General features: G+C 37.6%; 15 protein-coding genes and 4 pseudogenes. 8 read left to right on the plus strand and 11 right to left on the minus strand.

Annotated elements, in window-relative coordinates:
* The first annotated feature begins 97 nt into the window (after positions 1 to 97).
* From DYQ05_RS11085 to DYQ05_RS11105, 5 genes and pseudogenes are all read left to right on the plus strand, one after another.
* Positions 98 to 1,042, plus strand: coding sequence for an NYN domain-containing protein (locus DYQ05_RS11085; RefSeq protein WP_020966105.1), 945 nt, complete (start codon positions 98 to 100; stop codon positions 1,040 to 1,042).
* Between the two features lie 3 nt (positions 1,043 to 1,045).
* On the plus strand, positions 1,046 to 1,579 hold the full coding sequence (locus tag DYQ05_RS11090) for a hypothetical protein (RefSeq protein WP_024468497.1): 534 nt from the start codon (positions 1,046 to 1,048) through the stop codon (positions 1,577 to 1,579).
* 118 nt (positions 1,580 to 1,697) lie between these two features.
* Positions 1,698 to 2,402 (plus strand): hypothetical protein, encoded by a 705-nt coding sequence (locus tag DYQ05_RS11095; RefSeq protein WP_252723366.1) that lies wholly within the window; start codon positions 1,698 to 1,700, stop codon positions 2,400 to 2,402.
* Positions 2,395 to 2,720: pseudogene (locus DYQ05_RS14735) on the plus strand (hypothetical protein). Before DYQ05_RS11095 ends, DYQ05_RS14735 begins: the two are co-directional and overlap by 8 nt.
* Positions 2,721 to 3,046: 326 nt before the next feature.
* Positions 3,047 to 5,024 (plus strand): annotated as a pseudogene (locus DYQ05_RS11105) (ATP-dependent helicase).
* A gap of 86 nt (positions 5,025 to 5,110) precedes the next feature.
* Here the strand turns inward: DYQ05_RS11105 and DYQ05_RS11110 are convergent.
* The 8 genes and pseudogenes from DYQ05_RS11110 to yajC all read right to left on the minus strand — a co-directional run bounded on the left by DYQ05_RS11110 (position 5,111) and on the right by yajC (position 13,248).
* Positions 5,111 to 6,752: pseudogene (locus DYQ05_RS11110) on the minus strand (nucleoside kinase).
* A gap of 170 nt (positions 6,753 to 6,922) precedes the next feature.
* A pseudogene (locus tag DYQ05_RS14515) lies at positions 6,923 to 7,160 on the minus strand (helix-turn-helix transcriptional regulator); the annotation flags it as partial.
* Between the two features lie 75 nt (positions 7,161 to 7,235).
* Complete coding sequence (locus DYQ05_RS11120) at positions 7,236 to 8,024, minus strand: ABC transporter permease (RefSeq protein WP_206183441.1); 789 nt, start codon at positions 8,022 to 8,024, stop codon at positions 7,236 to 7,238.
* A gap of 1 nt (position 8,025) precedes the next feature.
* Positions 8,026 to 8,826: an ABC transporter permease gene (locus DYQ05_RS11125; RefSeq protein ID WP_020966113.1), complete on the minus strand. Its 801-nt coding sequence runs from the start codon at positions 8,824 to 8,826 to the stop codon at positions 8,026 to 8,028.
* Positions 8,827 to 8,830: 4 nt separating this feature from the next.
* Positions 8,831 to 9,655, minus strand: coding sequence for an ABC transporter ATP-binding protein (locus DYQ05_RS11130; protein ID WP_252723368.1), 825 nt, complete (start codon positions 9,653 to 9,655; stop codon positions 8,831 to 8,833).
* Positions 9,656 to 9,735: 80 nt separating this feature from the next.
* Entirely contained in the window at positions 9,736 to 10,977 is a 1,242-nt protein-coding gene (secF, locus tag DYQ05_RS11135; protein ID WP_206183442.1) for a protein translocase subunit SecF, read from the minus strand.
* Positions 10,974 to 12,743: a protein translocase subunit SecD gene (secD, locus tag DYQ05_RS11140; protein WP_206183443.1), complete on the minus strand. Its 1,770-nt coding sequence runs from the start codon at positions 12,741 to 12,743 to the stop codon at positions 10,974 to 10,976. Before secD ends, secF begins: the two co-directional genes overlap by 4 nt.
* Before the next feature lie 70 nt (positions 12,744 to 12,813).
* Complete coding sequence (yajC, locus tag DYQ05_RS11145; protein WP_024466745.1) at positions 12,814 to 13,248, minus strand: preprotein translocase subunit YajC; 435 nt, start codon at positions 13,246 to 13,248, stop codon at positions 12,814 to 12,816.
* A gap of 244 nt (positions 13,249 to 13,492) precedes the next feature.
* Between yajC and rpmF the strand changes: the two genes are divergently transcribed.
* The 3 genes from rpmF to rnc are packed head-to-tail and all read left to right on the plus strand — an operon-like array spanning position 13,493 to position 14,696.
* On the plus strand, positions 13,493 to 13,681 hold the full coding sequence (gene rpmF, locus DYQ05_RS11150; protein WP_024465271.1) for a 50S ribosomal protein L32: 189 nt from the start codon (positions 13,493 to 13,495) through the stop codon (positions 13,679 to 13,681).
* 11 nt (positions 13,682 to 13,692) lie between these two features.
* Positions 13,693 to 13,929: an acyl carrier protein gene (acpP, locus tag DYQ05_RS11155; RefSeq protein WP_020966119.1), complete on the plus strand. Its 237-nt coding sequence runs from the start codon at positions 13,693 to 13,695 to the stop codon at positions 13,927 to 13,929.
* Positions 13,930 to 13,958: 29 nt separating this feature from the next.
* Entirely contained in the window at positions 13,959 to 14,696 is a 738-nt protein-coding gene (rnc, locus tag DYQ05_RS11160) for a ribonuclease III (protein WP_020966120.1), read from the plus strand.
* Here the strand turns inward: rnc and priA are convergent.
* From priA to DYQ05_RS11175, 3 genes are read right to left on the minus strand one after another with little or no spacing between them, the layout of a single operon-like run.
* Positions 14,683 to 16,656, minus strand: a complete 1,974-nt coding sequence (gene priA, locus DYQ05_RS11165; RefSeq protein WP_206183444.1) for a replication restart helicase PriA — start codon at positions 16,654 to 16,656, stop codon at positions 14,683 to 14,685. The genes rnc and priA overlap by 14 nt on opposite strands.
* An 11-nt stretch (positions 16,657 to 16,667) precedes the next feature.
* On the minus strand, positions 16,668 to 17,570 hold the full coding sequence (locus DYQ05_RS11170) for a uracil-DNA glycosylase (protein WP_206183445.1): 903 nt from the start codon (positions 17,568 to 17,570) through the stop codon (positions 16,668 to 16,670).
* An 18-nt stretch (positions 17,571 to 17,588) separates the two neighbouring features.
* The gene (locus DYQ05_RS11175) at positions 17,589 to 18,476 is read right to left on the minus strand and encodes a hypothetical protein (RefSeq protein WP_020966123.1); all 888 of its coding nucleotides are present in this window, start codon (positions 18,474 to 18,476) and stop codon (positions 17,589 to 17,591) included.
* Positions 18,477 to 18,879: the final 403 nt, after the last annotated feature.

Consider the following 18,879-nt stretch of genomic DNA (forward strand, 5'->3'; position numbering starts at 1 on the left):
TGTCTTAACATGGTATTCGGAAAGACTGTTAAGTTATAGGTAAAAGCTTATAACGGTTCTCTTGAATTAACACGCATATTTTATTATAATACACTTTATGGAAAAAAAATACGCAATTTTAATTGACGGAGATAATATTACACCGTCGTATCTTGAAGCAATAATTTCGGAAGTTTCAAAAGAAGGCGATGTTTTAATAAAAAGACTTTACGGAGACTGGACTACACCTAATATGAACGGCTGGAAGATATGGCTTGAAAAAGTTCCCATACGTCCCGTTCAGCAATTCAGAAACGGTCCCAATGCAACCGATAATACCATAATTATGGACGCAATTGAATTGGCAAATACAAATCAGGGAATAAATGCGGTTTGTATAGTTTCCACGGATTCCGACTATTACAGTCTTGCTTTAAAATTACGCGAGTATGGGCTTTATGTTTTGGGTATAGGAAGAAGGAATGCCAAACCTCTTTGGGTAAATGCATGCAACGAATTTAAATATATAGAAAATTTCGATGAAAGCTATGAATACGAAGCCGACGGTGCAATGGAAAAGAAAGCCGTTTCGCTTGAAGCTCTTATTTTTCATGCCTATAGAAATTCGAAGATGACCGAAGAAGGCTGGGTAAGCCTTTCCGATTTGGGCAAATCCATTCGTAATTTTATGCCCGAATTCGAACCTCGCTCGTACAGTCATAATACTCTTCTCGAAATTATGAACGCCCTGTCGGATAATTTTGAAATAAGCTCGGACGGCAGAATTCCTCCCAATTATTGGATAAAGGCAATTGAAGAAAAAAATCCTCATCCGAAAGTTATAGGAAAAGTAAAGCGCTTAATGGACCATTACGGAATAATAGAAAATGAAAAAGGAGATTTTTTCTTTTCATTTACAAACATAGAAAAAAAATACAAAGACGATTTACTTACGGTAGGCTCTCCGGTAAAATTCAGAATTTTCAAAATGCCTAACCCTACGGGAGAAGCCTCATCGGACAGGAACGGAAAAGCTGCCGAAATAGAAATAATCGGGAATTAAATTATGAATAAGATTAACTCTTACAATCCTGAAATAATTAAGTTTGCCGCATTAAAGCCTTGGCTGCGCTGGACGGCTCTTGTATTTTCCGTTTTAATTTTTAGCATAAATATTTCATCAATTAAGACGGGAGAGCACTCCATAACGGCAATGGTAATAGGAGCGGTATTCTTATTTGCTTCACTTTATGAAAATTCATGGCAGTTTAATTTAAATGAAAAAACGGCAGTATTAAAACGCGGGCTTATTTTTTTAGCGAAAAAACGTCTTATAAATTTTTCCGCAATTCACAGTATTACGGTTGATACTTTTAAACAGCCTGCACGCTTCGGAACCTTTACACAAATTTATATGAAACTTACGGACGGGGAAACTATTATTATAGACCGTGATAAAACCAAGGCCTTACAAAGAGAAATAGAAAGAATTGCGGAAGTACAGGAACTGATAAGAAAAAACAATGAACAAAAGGCGGAAGATTTTTTTAATGCCGTTGCGGCGGATATTTTAAACACCGATACGGAAAATAAATCATAAAAACGGAAATACTGAATGAATTTATATGAGGAAATTAAAAGCCGTTACGGTAACATAAAAAGAACTCGCGGATTTTATTTATATACCGAAAAAAAATGTCAGACTTTTGGATATGTACTTGGACGGTGGAAGAGCAATACTCGGAAGGAAAAACAATAAGGCGGCTCTTATAATAAAACAATTTACCGATAAGGGGCTTTATTCCTTTTTACCCACTTCCGCGGATTATAATTTACAAAAAGCATTAAACGCTCTTTTTCCGGAACATACTGAAATAGGTCTTTACACCTGTGATAGAGAAGTTTTGGAGCTTATGCAAGAGGAAACAGGGAAAAAAACTTATACGGAAAATTTATGGAAACCTTTTTTACCCTCGTCGGAAAGTTTAAAAAGCCGAAACTGTTTTTTTGTTCAGCCGCCGTTTTGCACTTCAATAAAAATTGCGGTTTTTAAAAAAGAATTAAGTTTAAAAATTCCTCCGAGTTCGTTTGTAAGCGCATTGGAAAAAGCGGCCATTGCACGCTCTTTTTTCGATTTAATTAAATTTATCGATATGCCGCAAAAAAAAACTACGGCCTCTACGGAAAAGCAATACAATAAGGCAAAAGAATTATGCGGCTCTTTTTGGAAAATTGAAAACATTTATCTTTTCCCGAAAATAAAAGAAACGGAATATGAATGTTTTTTTAAAGCTGCATTGGACGCTCATATTTTAATTTCACCTAATTTTAATACTCCGTCTATTTTTCCCGATATAAAAACATATTCGGAACTTATAAGTTTTCTTAAATTTAAAAATAAAGGAGAGTGTCAATATGAATAATTTGGCTGCATTTACGGCGGAAGGATATGGAGTTTTACTGTTTGCCAAACTGATATTCGGAGCTATAGCGGTTTTTTCGGAATATTAACTTGGCATAAAACACGTAAGTCTTATATGATTTTTTTTGTTTTCGGAATTTTTGCTCTGTATATTTCGATTTTATTGCAAACCGCAGGATATTTCGGATTTATAATTCTGGAGCCCCTAAAGATAGGAAACATTTCACTTCCATTGTGGCATATTTTCTTTGAAACTCTGCCGGTTATATTTTTTATCACGGCTTTGTCTTTGTTTTTAAAATCCGAAGGTTTATTTTAAGCGACACAAACGGTATCGCTTAAAAACACTTGCAGTTTTGCTTAAGGCAAAACTTTTATTATTGTATGCACTTTTTTTCAGCTGCGCTTACAAAAGTGCGGGAAAATTATCAATCCTCAGAAACCGATGTTTCTTCCGGTTGATAATTTTATAAGAAAGGTTTATTTTAGTCGATACAAATAGTATCGCCTAAAAACACTTGCAGTTTTGCTTAAGGTAAAACTCCTATTATTGTATGCATTTTTGATTACAAAGCGGCTAAAAATAAACACCCATCGGAATTTAAAAATCCTTTAGGCCGTTTATTTTATTTAAGGAATAAATTTATGGAAGACTTGAATCCTGAACAATTTAAGGCGGTAACTACGATTAACGGCCCTGTTTTAATTATTGCGGGAGCCGGTTCGGGGAAAACGCGTGTTATTACTTTTAGAATTGCAAATATGCTTGAACAAGGCATTCCTCAATCGCAAATTTTGGCTCTTACTTTTACAAACAAAGCAGCCCGAGAAATGGAGGAACGTATAAAAGAATTAACCGGAAAAAAATTACAAAATTTAACAATCAGTACTTTTCACGCTTTCGGAGTAAAGGTTTTGCGAAATAATATTGAAAAACTGGGCTGGCGTTCCAATTTCAGTATTTACGATGAAACCGATAGAAATCAACTTATACGAGATTGCGGAAGAGAACTTAAATTTTCTCAAGATGCCTTAGACGTTTATAAAATAGGAGTGCTTTTTTCCAATATAAAAAATGGGAAGGAAAGATTGGCGCGGTGAACACGATTCTTATCAAGCCCTGTACAAAGAATACCAAGAAGGCCTTAAACTTTACAATGCGGTGGACTTCGACGACTTAATTATGCTGCCGATTAAACTTTTTACGGAATATCCTGAAGTCCTTGAAGAATATAGGAACAGATACCGCTACATAATGGTAGACGAATTTCAGGATACCAGTACACAGCAATATAATTTTATGCGCCTGATTGCAAATGAAAATATTTGTGTCGTAGGAGATGACGACCAATCCATTTACTCTTGGCGCGGCGCAAGTTTTGAAAATATCAAAATGTTTGAAAAAGACTTTCCGAATCTTTTGGAAATTAAATTGGAACAAAATTACCGCTCAACGGGAACGATTTTGGCGGCGGCAAACGGCGTTATTTCGCATAACACAAACCGTAAAGAAAAGGCTCTTTGGTCTGAAAAAGATTCGGGGCGCCCGATAGAGATTTTTATCCCCGAAAATGAAGCCGCCGAAGCGGATTTTATTGCCGATATGATTTTAAGTTTAAAGGAGAGGGAGCATTTTAAATATTCCGATTTCGGAGTATTAATTAGAGCAAACAGTTTAAGCAGAGCCTTGGAAGAATCTTTTTTGGAACTTAACATTCCGTACAGAATGTCGGGCGGAACAAGTTTTTTTCAACGCAAAGAAATTAAAGATGTAATAAGTTACCTTAGGGTAATTGCAAACCCGGACGACGATATAAACCTTTTACGTATTATAAATACACCGCGCCGAGGTATCGGAAAAAAAACTATAGAAACTCTTTCCGCTCTTGCTACGGAAAATAAATGCTCTATACGTACTGCCGCCCGCCTTCTTTTGGAAAACCCTCCTGAAGAAATGCGGGGTAAAAGCATTACCGATTTACAGGACTTTGCCGATTTAATTACCGAACACCGTTCTCACCTTTTATCGGGCAAGGGACTTGCTCAAAAGGTTCGAAAACTTTTGGAAGCTATTGAATATAACGAATATCTTATTGCAGAATTTCAAAAAAGCGAAAAGGCCGCTCAATTTAAAATGATGAATATAGAAAGTTTTTTACGCTCTATGGAAGACTGGGAAAAAAATCCCGATAATTGGGATTTAAATCTTTATGACTATTTAAACCGTATTACGCTTTTAACCCGCGACGATACGGAAGAAGAAAAAGGTGAAGTAAATATAATGACAATCCATGCTTCCAAGGGTTTGGAATTTCCTGTTGTATTTATTGCAGGAGCCGAAGACGGTCTTATTCCTCATGCAAGAAGTATGGAAGAAAACGAAGGTGATGTAGAAGAAGAACGCCGCCTTTTTTACGTTGCAATTACACGGGCAAGACAAAAACTTTTTATTACAAGCTGCCGTCAAAGGCGTAAGCAAGGCGGCTTAACCGAATGCGCTCCTTCTCCGTTTCTCGATGAAATCCCTGCGGAGTTGGTAGAATACCACGAGCCAGATGCGGCTGCGGAAGAAGAAAGTATCGCAAATATTTTCAGTCAAATGAAACAAAAATTCTCAATATAAATACCGTACAAAACAGTAAGCCTGTTTTTTAATACCATATTCGCAACACGCTCCATTCGGTAATTAAACAGGCTTATATTTTTACTCTATCTATAAGAAAAATCGCTGTTGCCGATAAACTCGCGCAAAATAGACTGTCCGTGTACAAAGTGAGCGGGCAGCGGCAAAAAATTTCCTAAGAAGGTTAAAAGCCGGGACGCTTCGTTATATTCGGCTTGAAAAGGTTTTACCGCTTTTAAAAGAGGTTCCGCGTAAACCTTTAATACCGCCAATTCATAATCAAGAGCGGTATTAAAAACCGCATCGGCATTCCCTTGAAACGGGAAAATATATTTCGCTTCGCCTGAACGGACATCTCCCCACATTCCGATTGTACGCGAAGCAGGACTTCCCCTAAATTGAGCGTCCCGTACAATGCGGCGCAGCAAGCGGTTATCGGAAGTAGGAATTCTATTATGGTCGTCCAAATTAAGTTGGGTTAATGCTGAAAGGTAAATTTTAAATTTAAGAGAAGAATCGACCTTTGCAGTAAGTTTATCGTTTAAAGCGTGAATTCCTTCGAGGATAAAAATAGTGTTTTCTTCGGCTTTTAAAGGCTTTGTTTCCGCCCGTCGGGCGCTAAGTTTAAAATCATAGGAAGGCATTTCCACCGTTTCACCTTTAAAGACAATCGTTTAAAAGTTCGATATCCAAGGCTTCAACACATTCAAAATCAGGGGTACCGTCAGGATTTTTCGGAGCCTTTGCAGCACCTAAATAAAAATCGTCAAGACTTATAACCTTGGGCGAAAGGCCTAAAACTTGCAGCTGCATAGAAAGTTTTTTTGCCGAAGTTGTTTTTCCCGAGCTTGAAGGCCCGGCAATAAGAATTACCTTTGCACTTTTTTTTGCGGTAATCTTTTTTGCAATTTCCGCAAGTTTATTGTTTTGAAGAATTTCCGTAATCTCTACATATTCTTTTATTTTGCGGGAAGTTATCAAATCGTTAAGCTGCCCTACGGAAGAAACTCCGACCAGTTTTCCCCACGCCTTATATTCTTTATAAATTTCAAAAAGCTGCGGTATATCGTTAAATTGAGAAAGCTCGCAATATGAAGAGGTTTTAGGAAAGCGAAGTAAAAAACCGTCCCCATAAGGCATCAAATCGAAAACCTTAACTTCGCCTATTCTATCCATCAGTGGCTGAAAATATAAGTCTTCATAAGAACCTAAACGGTTTACTAAAATTTTAGGCTTACTCGTATAATTTAAAAGGCGATAAGTTTCAGGCTGATTCGATTTTTCAAATTTTTCAACCGCTTCTTCATAAGAAAGCCATACGGTTTCAATAGGCATATCGGCTTGAACAAACTCATCCATTTTTTTCTTTATTGAATTTAAATCGATTTTTTTTGACTTTGTTCCTTCAAAGGTATAATAATAACCGTAATCCAAACTATGCCCCATTAAAAGCCTAAGCTCCGGGTAAATCTCTTTTGCCGCCGCCGCTAAAATTAAACATAGGGTTCTTCTGTAAATATTTGAACCTTCTCTATTTGCAAGGGTTACCGGTTCAATGCGGGATTGAACATCGACTATTTTATTAAGAGGCACTACCAAATTATTAAGTTTAACGCCTACTATGGGAGCGTCCAATTTACCTAAATACGGAATAAGCTCTCGGGCGGAAACGGGCTGTACAAATTGCTTTTGACTTCCGTCGGGAAATGTAATTTTAAATGAACTCATTAAAGACTCCTTTCAGTTTAAAGCCGTTTTACAGGCGGTTTTAAAATATTTAAGTTTTTAAAAACCGCCTTGTAATATTTTCAGCATTTACGAAATATATTTTGCATTATATAAAATTCAATATGAAAAGGCAAGCGCAGTTTATATTTTAAGTCCGACTGCATAGGTTTTTATTTATATGTATATTGTAAGAGCAATATACGTAAAGCCTCACGGTTTGCAACACCTAAATTTTTACAGGCAGCCGCCATATCTTTTTTTTACCACCGAAATACTTACATGGTGTTCGGCTGCAAGCTCTTCGTAAGTTTTACCTTCAGCAAACGAACCGAAAATAAAATCTTTTTGGCGGTCAGAAAGACCGTAGTTCGACAATTTTAAAATAGAACCCTTAGGCGGAAGAGGAATATAAACGGATTTAAAAATAGATGAGCCTTTTCGATTTATCTTAATTCGGTAAAGTATGTATACAATTTAAATACCCTATGAGCCGGTCGATTTATATTTTTTTACACCATACCGCCACAAGGCATAACACGGAATTAAAAATAAAAATGCTAAAAGCGGGAAAAAAGGTATTGCACTTTTTTGTGTTTTACCGAACAAATACAAAAGCGGGTAATATTGAAATAAAGAATAAGGAATTATAAACGTACAAACTTTTAGTATTTTTTTTCCGTAAATCGAAACAGGATAAGCTCCGAAGGTTCTGGCTCCGTCCGTAAAAATATTTACAAATTCAAGCCCTTCAACCGTAAAAAAACATAAAGCCGCATAAACTAAAAAAAGCCCCGTAAAAACCGCGACCCCTCCTAAGAGCATAAAAGCTAAAGTAAAAATCTTTAAGGCATTCCACGTTATATTCGAAAAAGCGATTCCGTAGCCAAGCATTACAATGCCCTGAATAAGTCGCCCCACACGGGCAAATTCAAATTTACTTCCCAATACTTGTAAAATTAAACTTCGCGGGCGCAATAAAAGCCTATCGAAGTCTCCGGTAACTATAAAATTTGAAAACGAATCAAAACCGCGGGCATAACTTTCCGCAACGGAAAAGCTCATTAACACTATCGAAAAACAAAGCATTATTTCGCTGAAAGTAAAGCCCTTTATATTATTAAACCGTGCAAATAAAAAATAAACTGCAATAATTTCGTTAAATGTCAATAAAACCTGCCCGGCTAAAGAAAGAAAAAAAGAAGTCTTATACTGCATAGTACTTCTAAGCAAAACCGAAATATAATTAAAATAAAGTTTTAAACCGTTTTTCATTTTAACCGCCCTGTACAACAAGTTTTTTTTCTGCAACCTTTGAAATTATTTTTCCGCATAAAATTAAAACGATAAGCCAAAACAATTGCAAAGCAATTTTATAATAAACATAAACGCCTTTTATATCGCCGCCGAAAATTCTTAAAGGAATATTTTGAATACCTGTAAAAGGCAAAACCTCTATTACCGCACGTATTTTATCGGGAAAAAAAGGAATCGGGATTACCTGTCCTGCAAGAATTTCCGATACGGAAATAAAAAGCATTTGCAAACCTCGTGGCGATATTGTAAAAAACGATAATATGTATATTAACACTATAAATGCGGTTGCCGTAAAAAGCCCTAAAATAAGCGAAAACAAAAATAAAGAAAATGTAAATAAATTCGGTAAAACAAGGCTGTAAGGAAGAGGCAATAATAATGCCGTAATCAAAATGGGAAAACATCTTAAAAGCCCCCGTGCAAGACGCATTGAAAGAGTTCTTACAAACCATAGATTATAAATGCTTACGGGGCGCACCATAAGATATGCCGCAGAACCTTTAACTATTGCATCATTAACCTCAGGCTCAAAAACCCATAAGGCAAAAAAAGCTAAAAAGGCTTGCTGAATCCAAATATAAGAAACGGTTGCGGAAAAACTCATCGGAAAATTTTGCGGAGAAGTTTCGTAGAAGGCTTTAAATAAAAATACGGTTAAAAACCCCCAAGCAAATTGAGTGCTTATTCCCGCAAAGGCGGCAGCCCTGTACTGTAAGTTGGCAATAAATCTTATTTTAAAAAACGCAAAATATTTTTTCATATACTTATTGCCCGGAATAATCGGTATCTATATTCAATCGCTTATAAAGAGCCGCCAAACTTTCATCAAGTGTCATACCGTTTAATTTTATAGCATCAAGAGTTCCGTCCAAAAGCAGCATACCCTTTCCGATTAAAATAATTCTATCCGTAATCGCCTGTATATCCTGCATATCGTGCGTAGTTAAAATAATTGTAGTTTTCCGCTTTAAATTTAAATCCGAAATAAATTTGCGTACCGCCAATTTTGAAACCGCATCAAGCCCTATTGTCGGCTCATCTAAAAACAAAATTTCAGGACTGTGCAAAAGAGAAGCTGCAAGCTCGCACCTCATACGCTGCCCTAACGAAAGCTGGCGCACCGGAGTTTTGATAACCTCTTCCAAATTTAAAAGAGATATTAACTCTTCGGAATTATTTTTATAAACACCTTCGGGCACCGAATAAATATTTTTTAATAACTCAAAGGAATCTATTACGGGAATATCCCACCAAAGCTGCGAACGCTGACCGAAAACCACTCCTATATTTTTTACATAAGCGGTTCTGTTTTTCCAAGGAATAAAACCGTTTACGGTACACTCACCCGAATCGGGAGTAAGTATCCCGCTTAAAATCTTTATGGTAGAACTTTTACCCGCACCGTTAGGCCCTATATATCCCACAGTTTCACCTTTTTTTACGGAAAAACTTATATCCTGTAAGGCGGTAATAAGTTCATACTTTTTATTAAATAGCCCCTTAACGGCCTCCCGAAAACCTTCATTCCGTTTTGCAATTTTATAAGTTTTAAAAAGATGTTTTACGGTTATCATAATTTCCATGTCCATTATTTAAATATTCAGGTTCAGAAAAAAAACTGCGGCACGCCAAACAGTACCGCAGTTTTCTTTTTTTTATTTTTAAAAATTTAAATTGTAACGCCTGAAAGCTCTCCGGGAGCTTTTTTCCCTCGCGTTATCATTTCGCTCGCTTTTTTACCCTTTGATGTAAAGGCGATAAATGCCGAAGCGGTGTAAATTGAAGAGTATGTACCGCTTATAAGACCTACTAAAAGCGCCAGGGCAAAGTCTTTCATTGAGCCGGTAGTAAAAACAAATAAGGCAACGACTGCAATCATTGTCGTAATCGTTGTAATAAGAGTTCTTGTAAGCACCTCGGATAAGGCGGTATCCAAAACTTCATTGCATTCGAGTTTCGGTTCAAGATTTATCTTTTCTCTGATTCTATCAAAGATAACGATTGTATCGTTTATGGAATAACCGATAATGGTAAGAATAGCCGCTATCGTTGTAGAGTTAAATTCCATTTGCGACCATGTTATAAACATAAGCATAATCAAAGTATCATGCATTAAAGCCAAAATAGCGGCAACGGAAAAATTCCATTGAAAGCGGAACATTGCATAAATAAAAATTAAAATCAAAGCTCCGCTTACAAGTAAAATTGCCTGTTTAGCCAAGGCGGAAGAAAACTGAGAGCCTACAAAGTCCGTACTCATAACCGCAATATTTTCTTTACCGTAAGCTGCGGTAAGAGAATCCCCGATTATTGAGCGTAAAGCGGTATTGGCGTCTTCGTGGCTCCCGTCATCGGGAAGACGTATTTGAAAATATCTGTCCTGCGGTAAACCTAATTGCTGTACCGAAACCGCCGGTACGGAAGAAAGAGCATGTCTTACCTCGTCCGTAGTTATAAGCTTAGCCGTATTATCGATATAATGCAACCTGAAAATTTCCTTAGACAGCTTTGACGAAGATTCGGAATCGGAAAAAAGCTCTTTAAGTTTAGTGTCGGAAGAAGCCTGCATATTTACTTTTAAGCCTTCTATTTCGGATACTCCGGCAGTAAATTCCTTAATCGTGGGATTATCGGAAAATTTAAAAACATAAGCCTTATTTTGCCCGTCCAAAGAAGTTGCCGTAATCGAAATATCGGAATTGCTTTGAGCAAAAGAAACCGTAAGAGGCCCCTCATAAGAAAGCTCAAGCGCGGTAGGTGCAATTTTTATCTTTTCGATAAAACCTGCCTGAAAATCTATACCGAAGTTAATACCCTTTGTAAAATATCCGACCAAACCGAATACTATAAAAATAATACTTAATATAACACAAGGAATAAATAATTTTGAAAATTTAATTGTTTTATTCATTTGACAACTTCCTCCAGCTTATATGGATTTTTTTTTATCTTTAATGTCTGTGTTCCGAAGTCGAAAATTAAACGCGAGACGAATAAAGCCGTAAATACCGAGGAAACTACTCCTATTGCCAAACTGTAAGCGAACCCCTTAATGGGCCCGGTTCCCAATATCGAAAGAAAAGAAGCCGCAATAAAGGTTGTTATATTGGAGTCCATAACTGCGGAAAGAGCATGTTCAAACCCGGCTTTAATGGCAGCTTCACGGCTTTTATTAAGCCGCAACTCTTCCTTAATGCGCTCAAAGACTACAACATTTGCGTCTACCGCCATACCTATTGTAAGAATCATACCTGCAATACTCGGCAATGTAAGAGTTAAGTTAAAGGCGGATAAAATACTGAACATTATATAAAGGTTAAGTATTTGCGCAATACAGGCGTTAATCCCAGCTTCTTTATAGAAAATAAGCATAAAAATAAGAACAGCCAGTAAACCCCATTGCAAAGCCTTAATACCTTCTCTGATTTTTTCATCTCCCAAACTCGCTCCTACAACCTGCTGTGTCTCAAGCTGTAAAGGAACATTAAGCCATGCCGTACGTAAAACGGTCTTTAAATTTTCAGCTTCGGTTGCCGAAAAGCCGCTTATATTTCCGCTACCGCCGGTTATAGGCTCTTTAATGTTGGGAGCCGACTTAATTTTGTTATCGGAAACAATTGCAAGCCGTTTTCCCACATTTTGAGCGGTTAAATCGGCAAATATTTTTCCGCCTTCCGCATCGAGAGTAAATTCAACTATAGGCGTATTCAATGTGCTATCGGCAGCCGTATTGGCACTTATCAAATGCTTTCCTTCAAGTCCGGCCTGCTTTTTTACAACCAAAAACGGCGTATTTTCATCACGCTCATCAATTCCATAAGCGTCCTTATGATAAACACCTAAAACCATACAATCTTCAGGTATAACGGAAGAATCAAGTAAGTTATAATCGGCATCAAAGGTTTTTCCCGGATTATTTCGGTAATATTCTATAAACTTCGCCGAAGCTTCATCATCTACAATATGAAAAGAAAGAAGACCGCGTCCCATAATAATCGAATTTATCTTATCGGCATCGGCAGCACCGGGCATTTCTATATAAATTCTGTCATCGCCCTGTCTTCTTATAACGGGGTCGGTAAGACCGAACTTATCTATTCTGCTGCGTAAAGTTTCCATTGCAAGCGTCATTGCCGCCTTTTTGGACTCTGCAAGAGTTTCGTTACTTTCACCTTGAGATGAAACGGCGGCATCCAAATCGGCCTTAATTATAACCAGCATACCGCCTGAAAGGTCGAGACCGAGTTTTACCGCATTGGCTTGGTATCCCTTTGTGCTTAAAATAGCTTCCCTGTATGAAGTTTCCAAAAAAGGTTGAGCTGCAGGAATAAATTTTTCTTTTGAAGAAAGTTTAAAACTGGCAACAACATCTTCCGCAGTCCACTGTGCGGGTATTTCCATTTTTAAATTTTTTCTCATTTGCTTGGCGGCTTTAATTAAGGGGTCATACTCTTTAGAGAGAGGTTCTTTTGAACCCGACATTGCCATTTCAATGAGTCTATCAACATCGGCTCTTGCCATATTTTCCGAATAATCCTTAATTTTTTCGCGGGAAGCAAGAGCCAAAGCCTTATCTTCTTTATCCGTCCAAAAATACCACTTTAAAGTAGGATATAAAAAGGCAAAACACAAACCGATAACAACGAGAACAATTATAAATCTGGTTCTTTTGTTCATTATTTTTCTCCCAATTATTTACTTTCTAAAGGAGTTCCAAAATCGGACAATTTTAAAACTCCCGTATGTTTTATTTCGAATCGTCGGAAAAGGTTGCGGAATTGGAATTCTCGGCCGAATTTGAGGAGCTTTCGGTATTTTTCTTTTTACCGAAAAAGAACCCCTTCTTTTCACCGTTACCTGCAAAATCCGGAGCGGGGCGGGCGGGTTCGTCTTTTAAAACTACACCGACTGCAGAACGGTTAATTTCAATCTTGCAATTTTCATCAACTTTAATAATAAGAGTTTTTTCCTTGGCGGAACTTACAGTGCCGTGTATTCCGCCTATAGTGATAATCTTATCGCCTTTTTGAAGCTGCGAAATCATTCTTTCGGTTTTTTGCTGTTCCTTTTTTTGCGGACGTATAAGCAAAAAGTAAAAAATAACAAAAACCAGCAGCATAGGAATCATAATTCCGTAAGAACCGAAGCCTTGCGCCGTTTGCAACAGAGGTATCAAATTCATAAGTACATCCTTTTATAAAATAAAATCCCTAAACGGGTAGTGTAGAATATCACATTTAGACTTATTTAGTCAATAGATTTTAAAATTATCGGTGATTTTAAAAAATAAGATATAAAAACGGGCTTGACTTTTTCATACGTTTCTTGTAAAATGTTTCACTGTTTACGGCAGCTGTACCTTAGCCGGCTGCAAGCGGAAAACCGCAAATTTAACTTAGATACTTTTTGTATTGGAGGAATTTAAAATGGCTGTACCCAGAGCGAATACGTCAAAAGCTAGAACACGCCGCCGAAGAGGCATTAATATGAGGCTTCATGCACCGAATCTTGTAGAATGCGCAGGATGCGGAAACTTGATTATGCAGCACCATGTATGCCCCAAATGCGGGTTTTATAAAGGAAAACAAGTTATTAATCCCGATAAGTTGGATTAAAGGAGTATTTTATGGATGAATTGTTTAAAAAAATTCAAAAACTTATTGCAGACAAACTGGAAATTGACGAATCGAAAGTAACTTTGGATTCTTCATTCAGGCAGGACTTGGGTGCCGACAGCTTGGATACTTACGAGCTTGTATATGCACTCGAGGAAGATATGGGAATTACCATTCCGGACGAAAAAGCAAACGATTTTGAAACCGTCCGCGATGCCTACGAATTTATTAAATCTCAACAAAAATAAGGTTAAGCTTATTTAAAATGAAGTTGTCCTTGTTTCCGATTAAATTTGGGATTGAGACCAAAAGGAAGCAAGAACTCCTTGAGTTTCAAAAGCAGGCGGGACTGCATTTTAAAAATCTCCGCCTGCTTAATCTTGCATTTCATCACAGGTCTTACTCTAACGAGCATAATAATTTTCGCGAAAATAACGAGCGTATGGAATTCTTGGGAGATTCCGTGCTGGGGCTGGTTACCGCTTCGTATCTTTATGAATCGTTTGCGGAAAAAAATGAAGGAAGTTTAGCGAAAATAAAGGCTTCCGTCGTATCTGAAGAAGCCCTTTCCAAGATTGCTTTAAAGCTGAATATCAGTAAATTTTTAGTTTTAGGACGCGGTGAAGAGATGTCTGGAGGAAGAGAAAAACGGGCTATTTTAGCCGATGCAGTAGAAGCCATAATAGGAGCCTATTATTTGGATTCAGGCTACAAAGCCGTTCAAAAATTTGTACTTAATCTTTTATCCGACACAATAAATGCCGTTGTGCAAAATAAAATCGTAGGAGATTATAAATCGGTTTTACAGGAATTTGCACAAAAAAACTTTAAAACCGTTCCCAAGTACGAACTTAAAAAAGAATCAGGTCCTGATCATAACCGAACATTTTGGTTTTCGGTAAGTATTAACGGACATACTTACGGCCCCCTTTCAGGTAAAACCAAAAAAGAAGCGGAACAGGCGGTTGCGGAGCTTGCCTATAAAAACCTTTCCTCCGCTATTACATCAAACTGACAGGGTCGGTATCGGCTTCTATATAAATACCCGAAAGAGGTTTATAACCCTTAACAAATTTTTCGCAAGCCTCTCTAATTAACCCGAAATTATCGGAGCGCAAAAGGAGCTGTTGTCTATAGTTTCCCGAAATAAGCGAAAGAACGCATTCCGAAGGCCCCATAACCTCGGCACCTTCAGGCAAAAGTTTTTTTAAAATACGGGAGGCTTCTTCAGCAGCCAATTCGGACTTTTTTAAGTCTTTACTGCGGAAAACAAGTCTTATAAGCCGTTTAAAAGGCGGAAAATCTAAAAGTTTACGTTGTGAAAGCTCGTATTCATAAAATTCTTTGTATTTATGGTCTTTTGCACATACAATTGAAGGGTGTTCCGGTTTTAAGGTTTGAATAATTACAAGCCCGTCATCGGTATACCGCCCTGCCCTTCCGGCCGCTTGGGTAATAAGAGCAAAACTTCTTTCCGCCGCACGAAAATCGGGCATTTGAAGTCCCGTATCGGCTAAGATAATTCCTACAAGCCTTACTTTCGGAAAATTTAACCCTTTGGCAATCATTTGCGTGCCGAGTAAAATATCTATTTTACCTTCCCTAAAGTCCGAAACGGCATTTTCCAAATCCTTAGCTTTCGTAACCGTATCCGTATCAAGCCTTACAACGCTGCAATCGGGAAAGGTTCTGCGGACTTCTTCTTCAATAAATTCCGTGCCGAATCCCGCGTAACCTATATCAAGCGAATTACATTCAGGACAGGCGGAAGGAGGCTTAGCCTGCATACCGCAATAATGGCATTTCATTACACCTTCTTTTTTATGAAAGGTCATAGGTACCGAACAATTTTTACAAAGCATTTCATAACCGCAATATCTACAGCGAAATAAATGTGAAAAACCGCGCCTGTTTAAAAAAAGAATTGTCTGTTTACCCATATTTTTTGTTTTACGGATTTCTTCAATCAGGCGTGCTGTTAAAGAGCCCTTTGAACCCGATAAATTTTCAATTTGAATTGAAGGAAGAGAACCGCCTGCAAGCCTTTTTGTCAAAGAAAGAAGTCTTATTTTTCCTGTTTGAATCATGTTCCACGCTTCAAGTGACGGCGTAGCCGAACCCATTACAAGCGGACAGTTATGCTTTGACGCAAGATACATAGCCGTTTGCCTTGCATGATAGCGGGGAGAGGCTCCAGATTTATAAGAGCCGTCATGTTCTTCATCAATTATAATAAGGCCTATTTTTTCAGCCGGAGCGAAAACGGCACTTCTTGCTCCTACAATCATTAAAGCTTCTCCGCGTTTAATACGCATCCATTGGTTTAATCTCTCGCTTCCTGTAAGCCCCGAATGTAAAACCGCTGCGGAATCTTTAAAACGGTTTACGGCAGCGGTAATTACTTGATAAGTTAAGCCTATTTCGGGGACAAGATAAATTACGGACTTACCCTTTTTTATCACATTTTCGGCAGCCTGCAAAAAAACTTCGGTTTTACCTGAGCCCGTAAGTCCGTATAAATAAAAAAAACAGGCTTTATCCGCAGCGCTTATTTCGCTTATTGCTTTTTTTTGCTCTTCGGAAAGAAGAAAATTTTCTTCTTCAAATCCGCTTCCGTGTATTTTTAAGTTTTCAAAAGAAGCTTCTCTTTTACCTGAAGGCAAAATTGCGGAAAGGGCTTCGCCGAAACTGCAAATATAAAATTTGGAAATCCATGCCGCAAGTTCTATTTGGGCTTGTCCGAAAACAGGTTCTTTATCGACTACGCGGTTTATAGGTTTTATTTTATCTTCGCTTACCGGAATATTTTTAGGAAGACTCTCCGACTCGCTTATAATACAGCCTATTAAATTCCTTGAACCGAATTTAACCGCCGCTCTTTTTCCTACAAGGGATTCAAAATTGCCGTCAAGATTTTTATAAGTAAAGGTTTGATAAACGGGAAGATTAAAACTCAGCTGAAGCCACTTAGCCATTATTTAATCCTTTAAAAAGTATTTTTAATTTCATTTAATTTTGAGCGGAATAATTTTAAGTCTTCCCATGCGGGGCGCTTTAAATTTTCATCGCGTAATAAGGCGCTCGGATGATATGTAGCCATTAGAGGAATGCCGTTATATTCCAAAAAGCGCCCGTGCATTTTTCCGATACCGTCCGAAATATGCAATAAATTTTGCAAAGCCACTCTTCCCACCACCAAAATCGCCTTAGGTTTAATAATAGCAATCTGTCCGTCTAAAAAACCGCGGCAGGCGGCAGTTTCATCCGGAAGGGGGTCTCTGTTATTCGGCGGACGGCACTTTACTACATTCGTTATGTAGCAATTATGAGTACGGAATAGTTGAATTGCAGCAAGCATTTTATCCAAAAGCTGCCCCGCCCTGCCTACAAAGGGACGCCCTTGAGTATCTTCATCAGCTCCGGGCCCTTCGCCTATAACCATAACTTCTATTTTTTCATTAAGCTGCGAAAAAGCGTTTTGCCCTTCCGCATTTGAATAAAGCCCTCCTTGAAAATTTTCAGGGCCTTCTCCCGGCACGGTATTTTTACGCCTTTCGCAAAGACGGCAAGCTCTGCAAACGGAAATTTCTTTATAAATTCTTAAAAGACTTAATGCCTGATTTTCAGGCTCCTTCTTATACGGCATCTCATTATCGGCGGAAAAAAAGACATCTCCGACGGCTTCCTTAGAAGCCTTTTCCGAAACGCCGCTGTGCCCCGGAATCCGAACCGTATCTTTTTGAGTTTTTACGGGCTGTATAATAGGCTCTTCCGGTTTTGTAAAATCATCCGAAAAAACAGGTTCGATTTCTTCCGTTTTAAACCCTGAAATATAAGCCGATGCAGTGAGAAAAAATTTATAAAGAGTTTTTTTATCTTCCGCTTTCATAAAATAAAATTATAAGCTTTATTCCTGCGGTTTAACTTCCTGTTTTCCCTGCAATTCGCGCAAGGCTTTTAAGGTTTCCGCAGCGTCATTCCGTGCTACCGCTAAAAAATCTATTAAAGTCGGATATTGTTTTAAAAGTTCTCCCCAGTTTTTCAGCTCTTCCATTCGGAACCTTTGCAAGGCCGATTTTTTTCCTTCCGCGGTTGTAAGCTCCGCAAGCATTTCAGCCTGTTTTTTTTCGTAATTTATATATGCGGAACGCATAGCCGCATAAAGAGATAAATCGGGCATAACAAAACCTGAGGAAAGCCGTACGGTATTAACTATAATTTCATCACCGAGCTTTTTTTGAAGCTCATTTGAAATTTTAGTTTGAAATGCACCGTACTGAAGTTTTACTTTTTCATATTCTTCGGTATTTTGAATAAAATATTCGATAAATTCATTAGCCGTCTTTTGTGCAGCTTCTTCGATTTTTCCTTTAAGGTATGAATCCAAATCGGATTGAAGTTTTATATTTGCATTTTTTACAAGAGGGATTAAACTTTTAGGGTTAACGGAAGCGGAAACGGTAAGCCCCCATGCCCAACGGAAATCGTGTTTTTGCTCCATAATTACGGAAAATTTTTCGCTTGAAGGTAATGCCCCTTCAGTTTTATATTCGATTTCAAGCGGAGTCAAATTAAATATAAGTATCTCCGCATTTGTAGGAACAAGCCGCTCCCAGCGCCATGTAAACTCTCCGGGCATTATCGGCTTATTATAATAGCCGCCGGACTTTGAAAGCATAACTCCGTAGCTTCCGGCGGGAACGGCAAATTGCATCCAACCGAAAAAAAATGCCGTACCTCCTAAGATACCGAAAATAAAAAGCCAAATAAAAAACTTACAGATTCCTTTTTTCATAAATGTATAATAGCATAATCGCAAGCGTTTTTCAAGGGAGTGTAATAAAGTTTAAAACCTTCCGATTTAAAAATAAGCGGAAGAAAAATAAACATTACAAATTTCAGAACAATCCATATGCATTTACATATCTACATTTAGTGAATATTTTCTATATTTAAAATATTCCACTGCAAGACATTTTTGCTTATAGGCATCTGTTTATTTATGAGTTTAGACAGGCTTAAATTTTTGTTTTATTGTAAATATAAATTCGGTTTTATATATAAAATTATCACAAAAAACATTTTGATATAACTTAACTCAATGCGATTTATTTAATTTATAAATTAACACAAGTTAAATTACAGCCGATTATTTTTCATATACCGGTTTGCTAAGAAATTTCATTTTTTTAAACTTC

It is taken from the genome of Treponema pedis, from assembly GCF_017161325.1.
GTDB lineage: Bacteria > Spirochaetota > Spirochaetia > Treponematales > Treponemataceae > Treponema_B > Treponema_B pedis.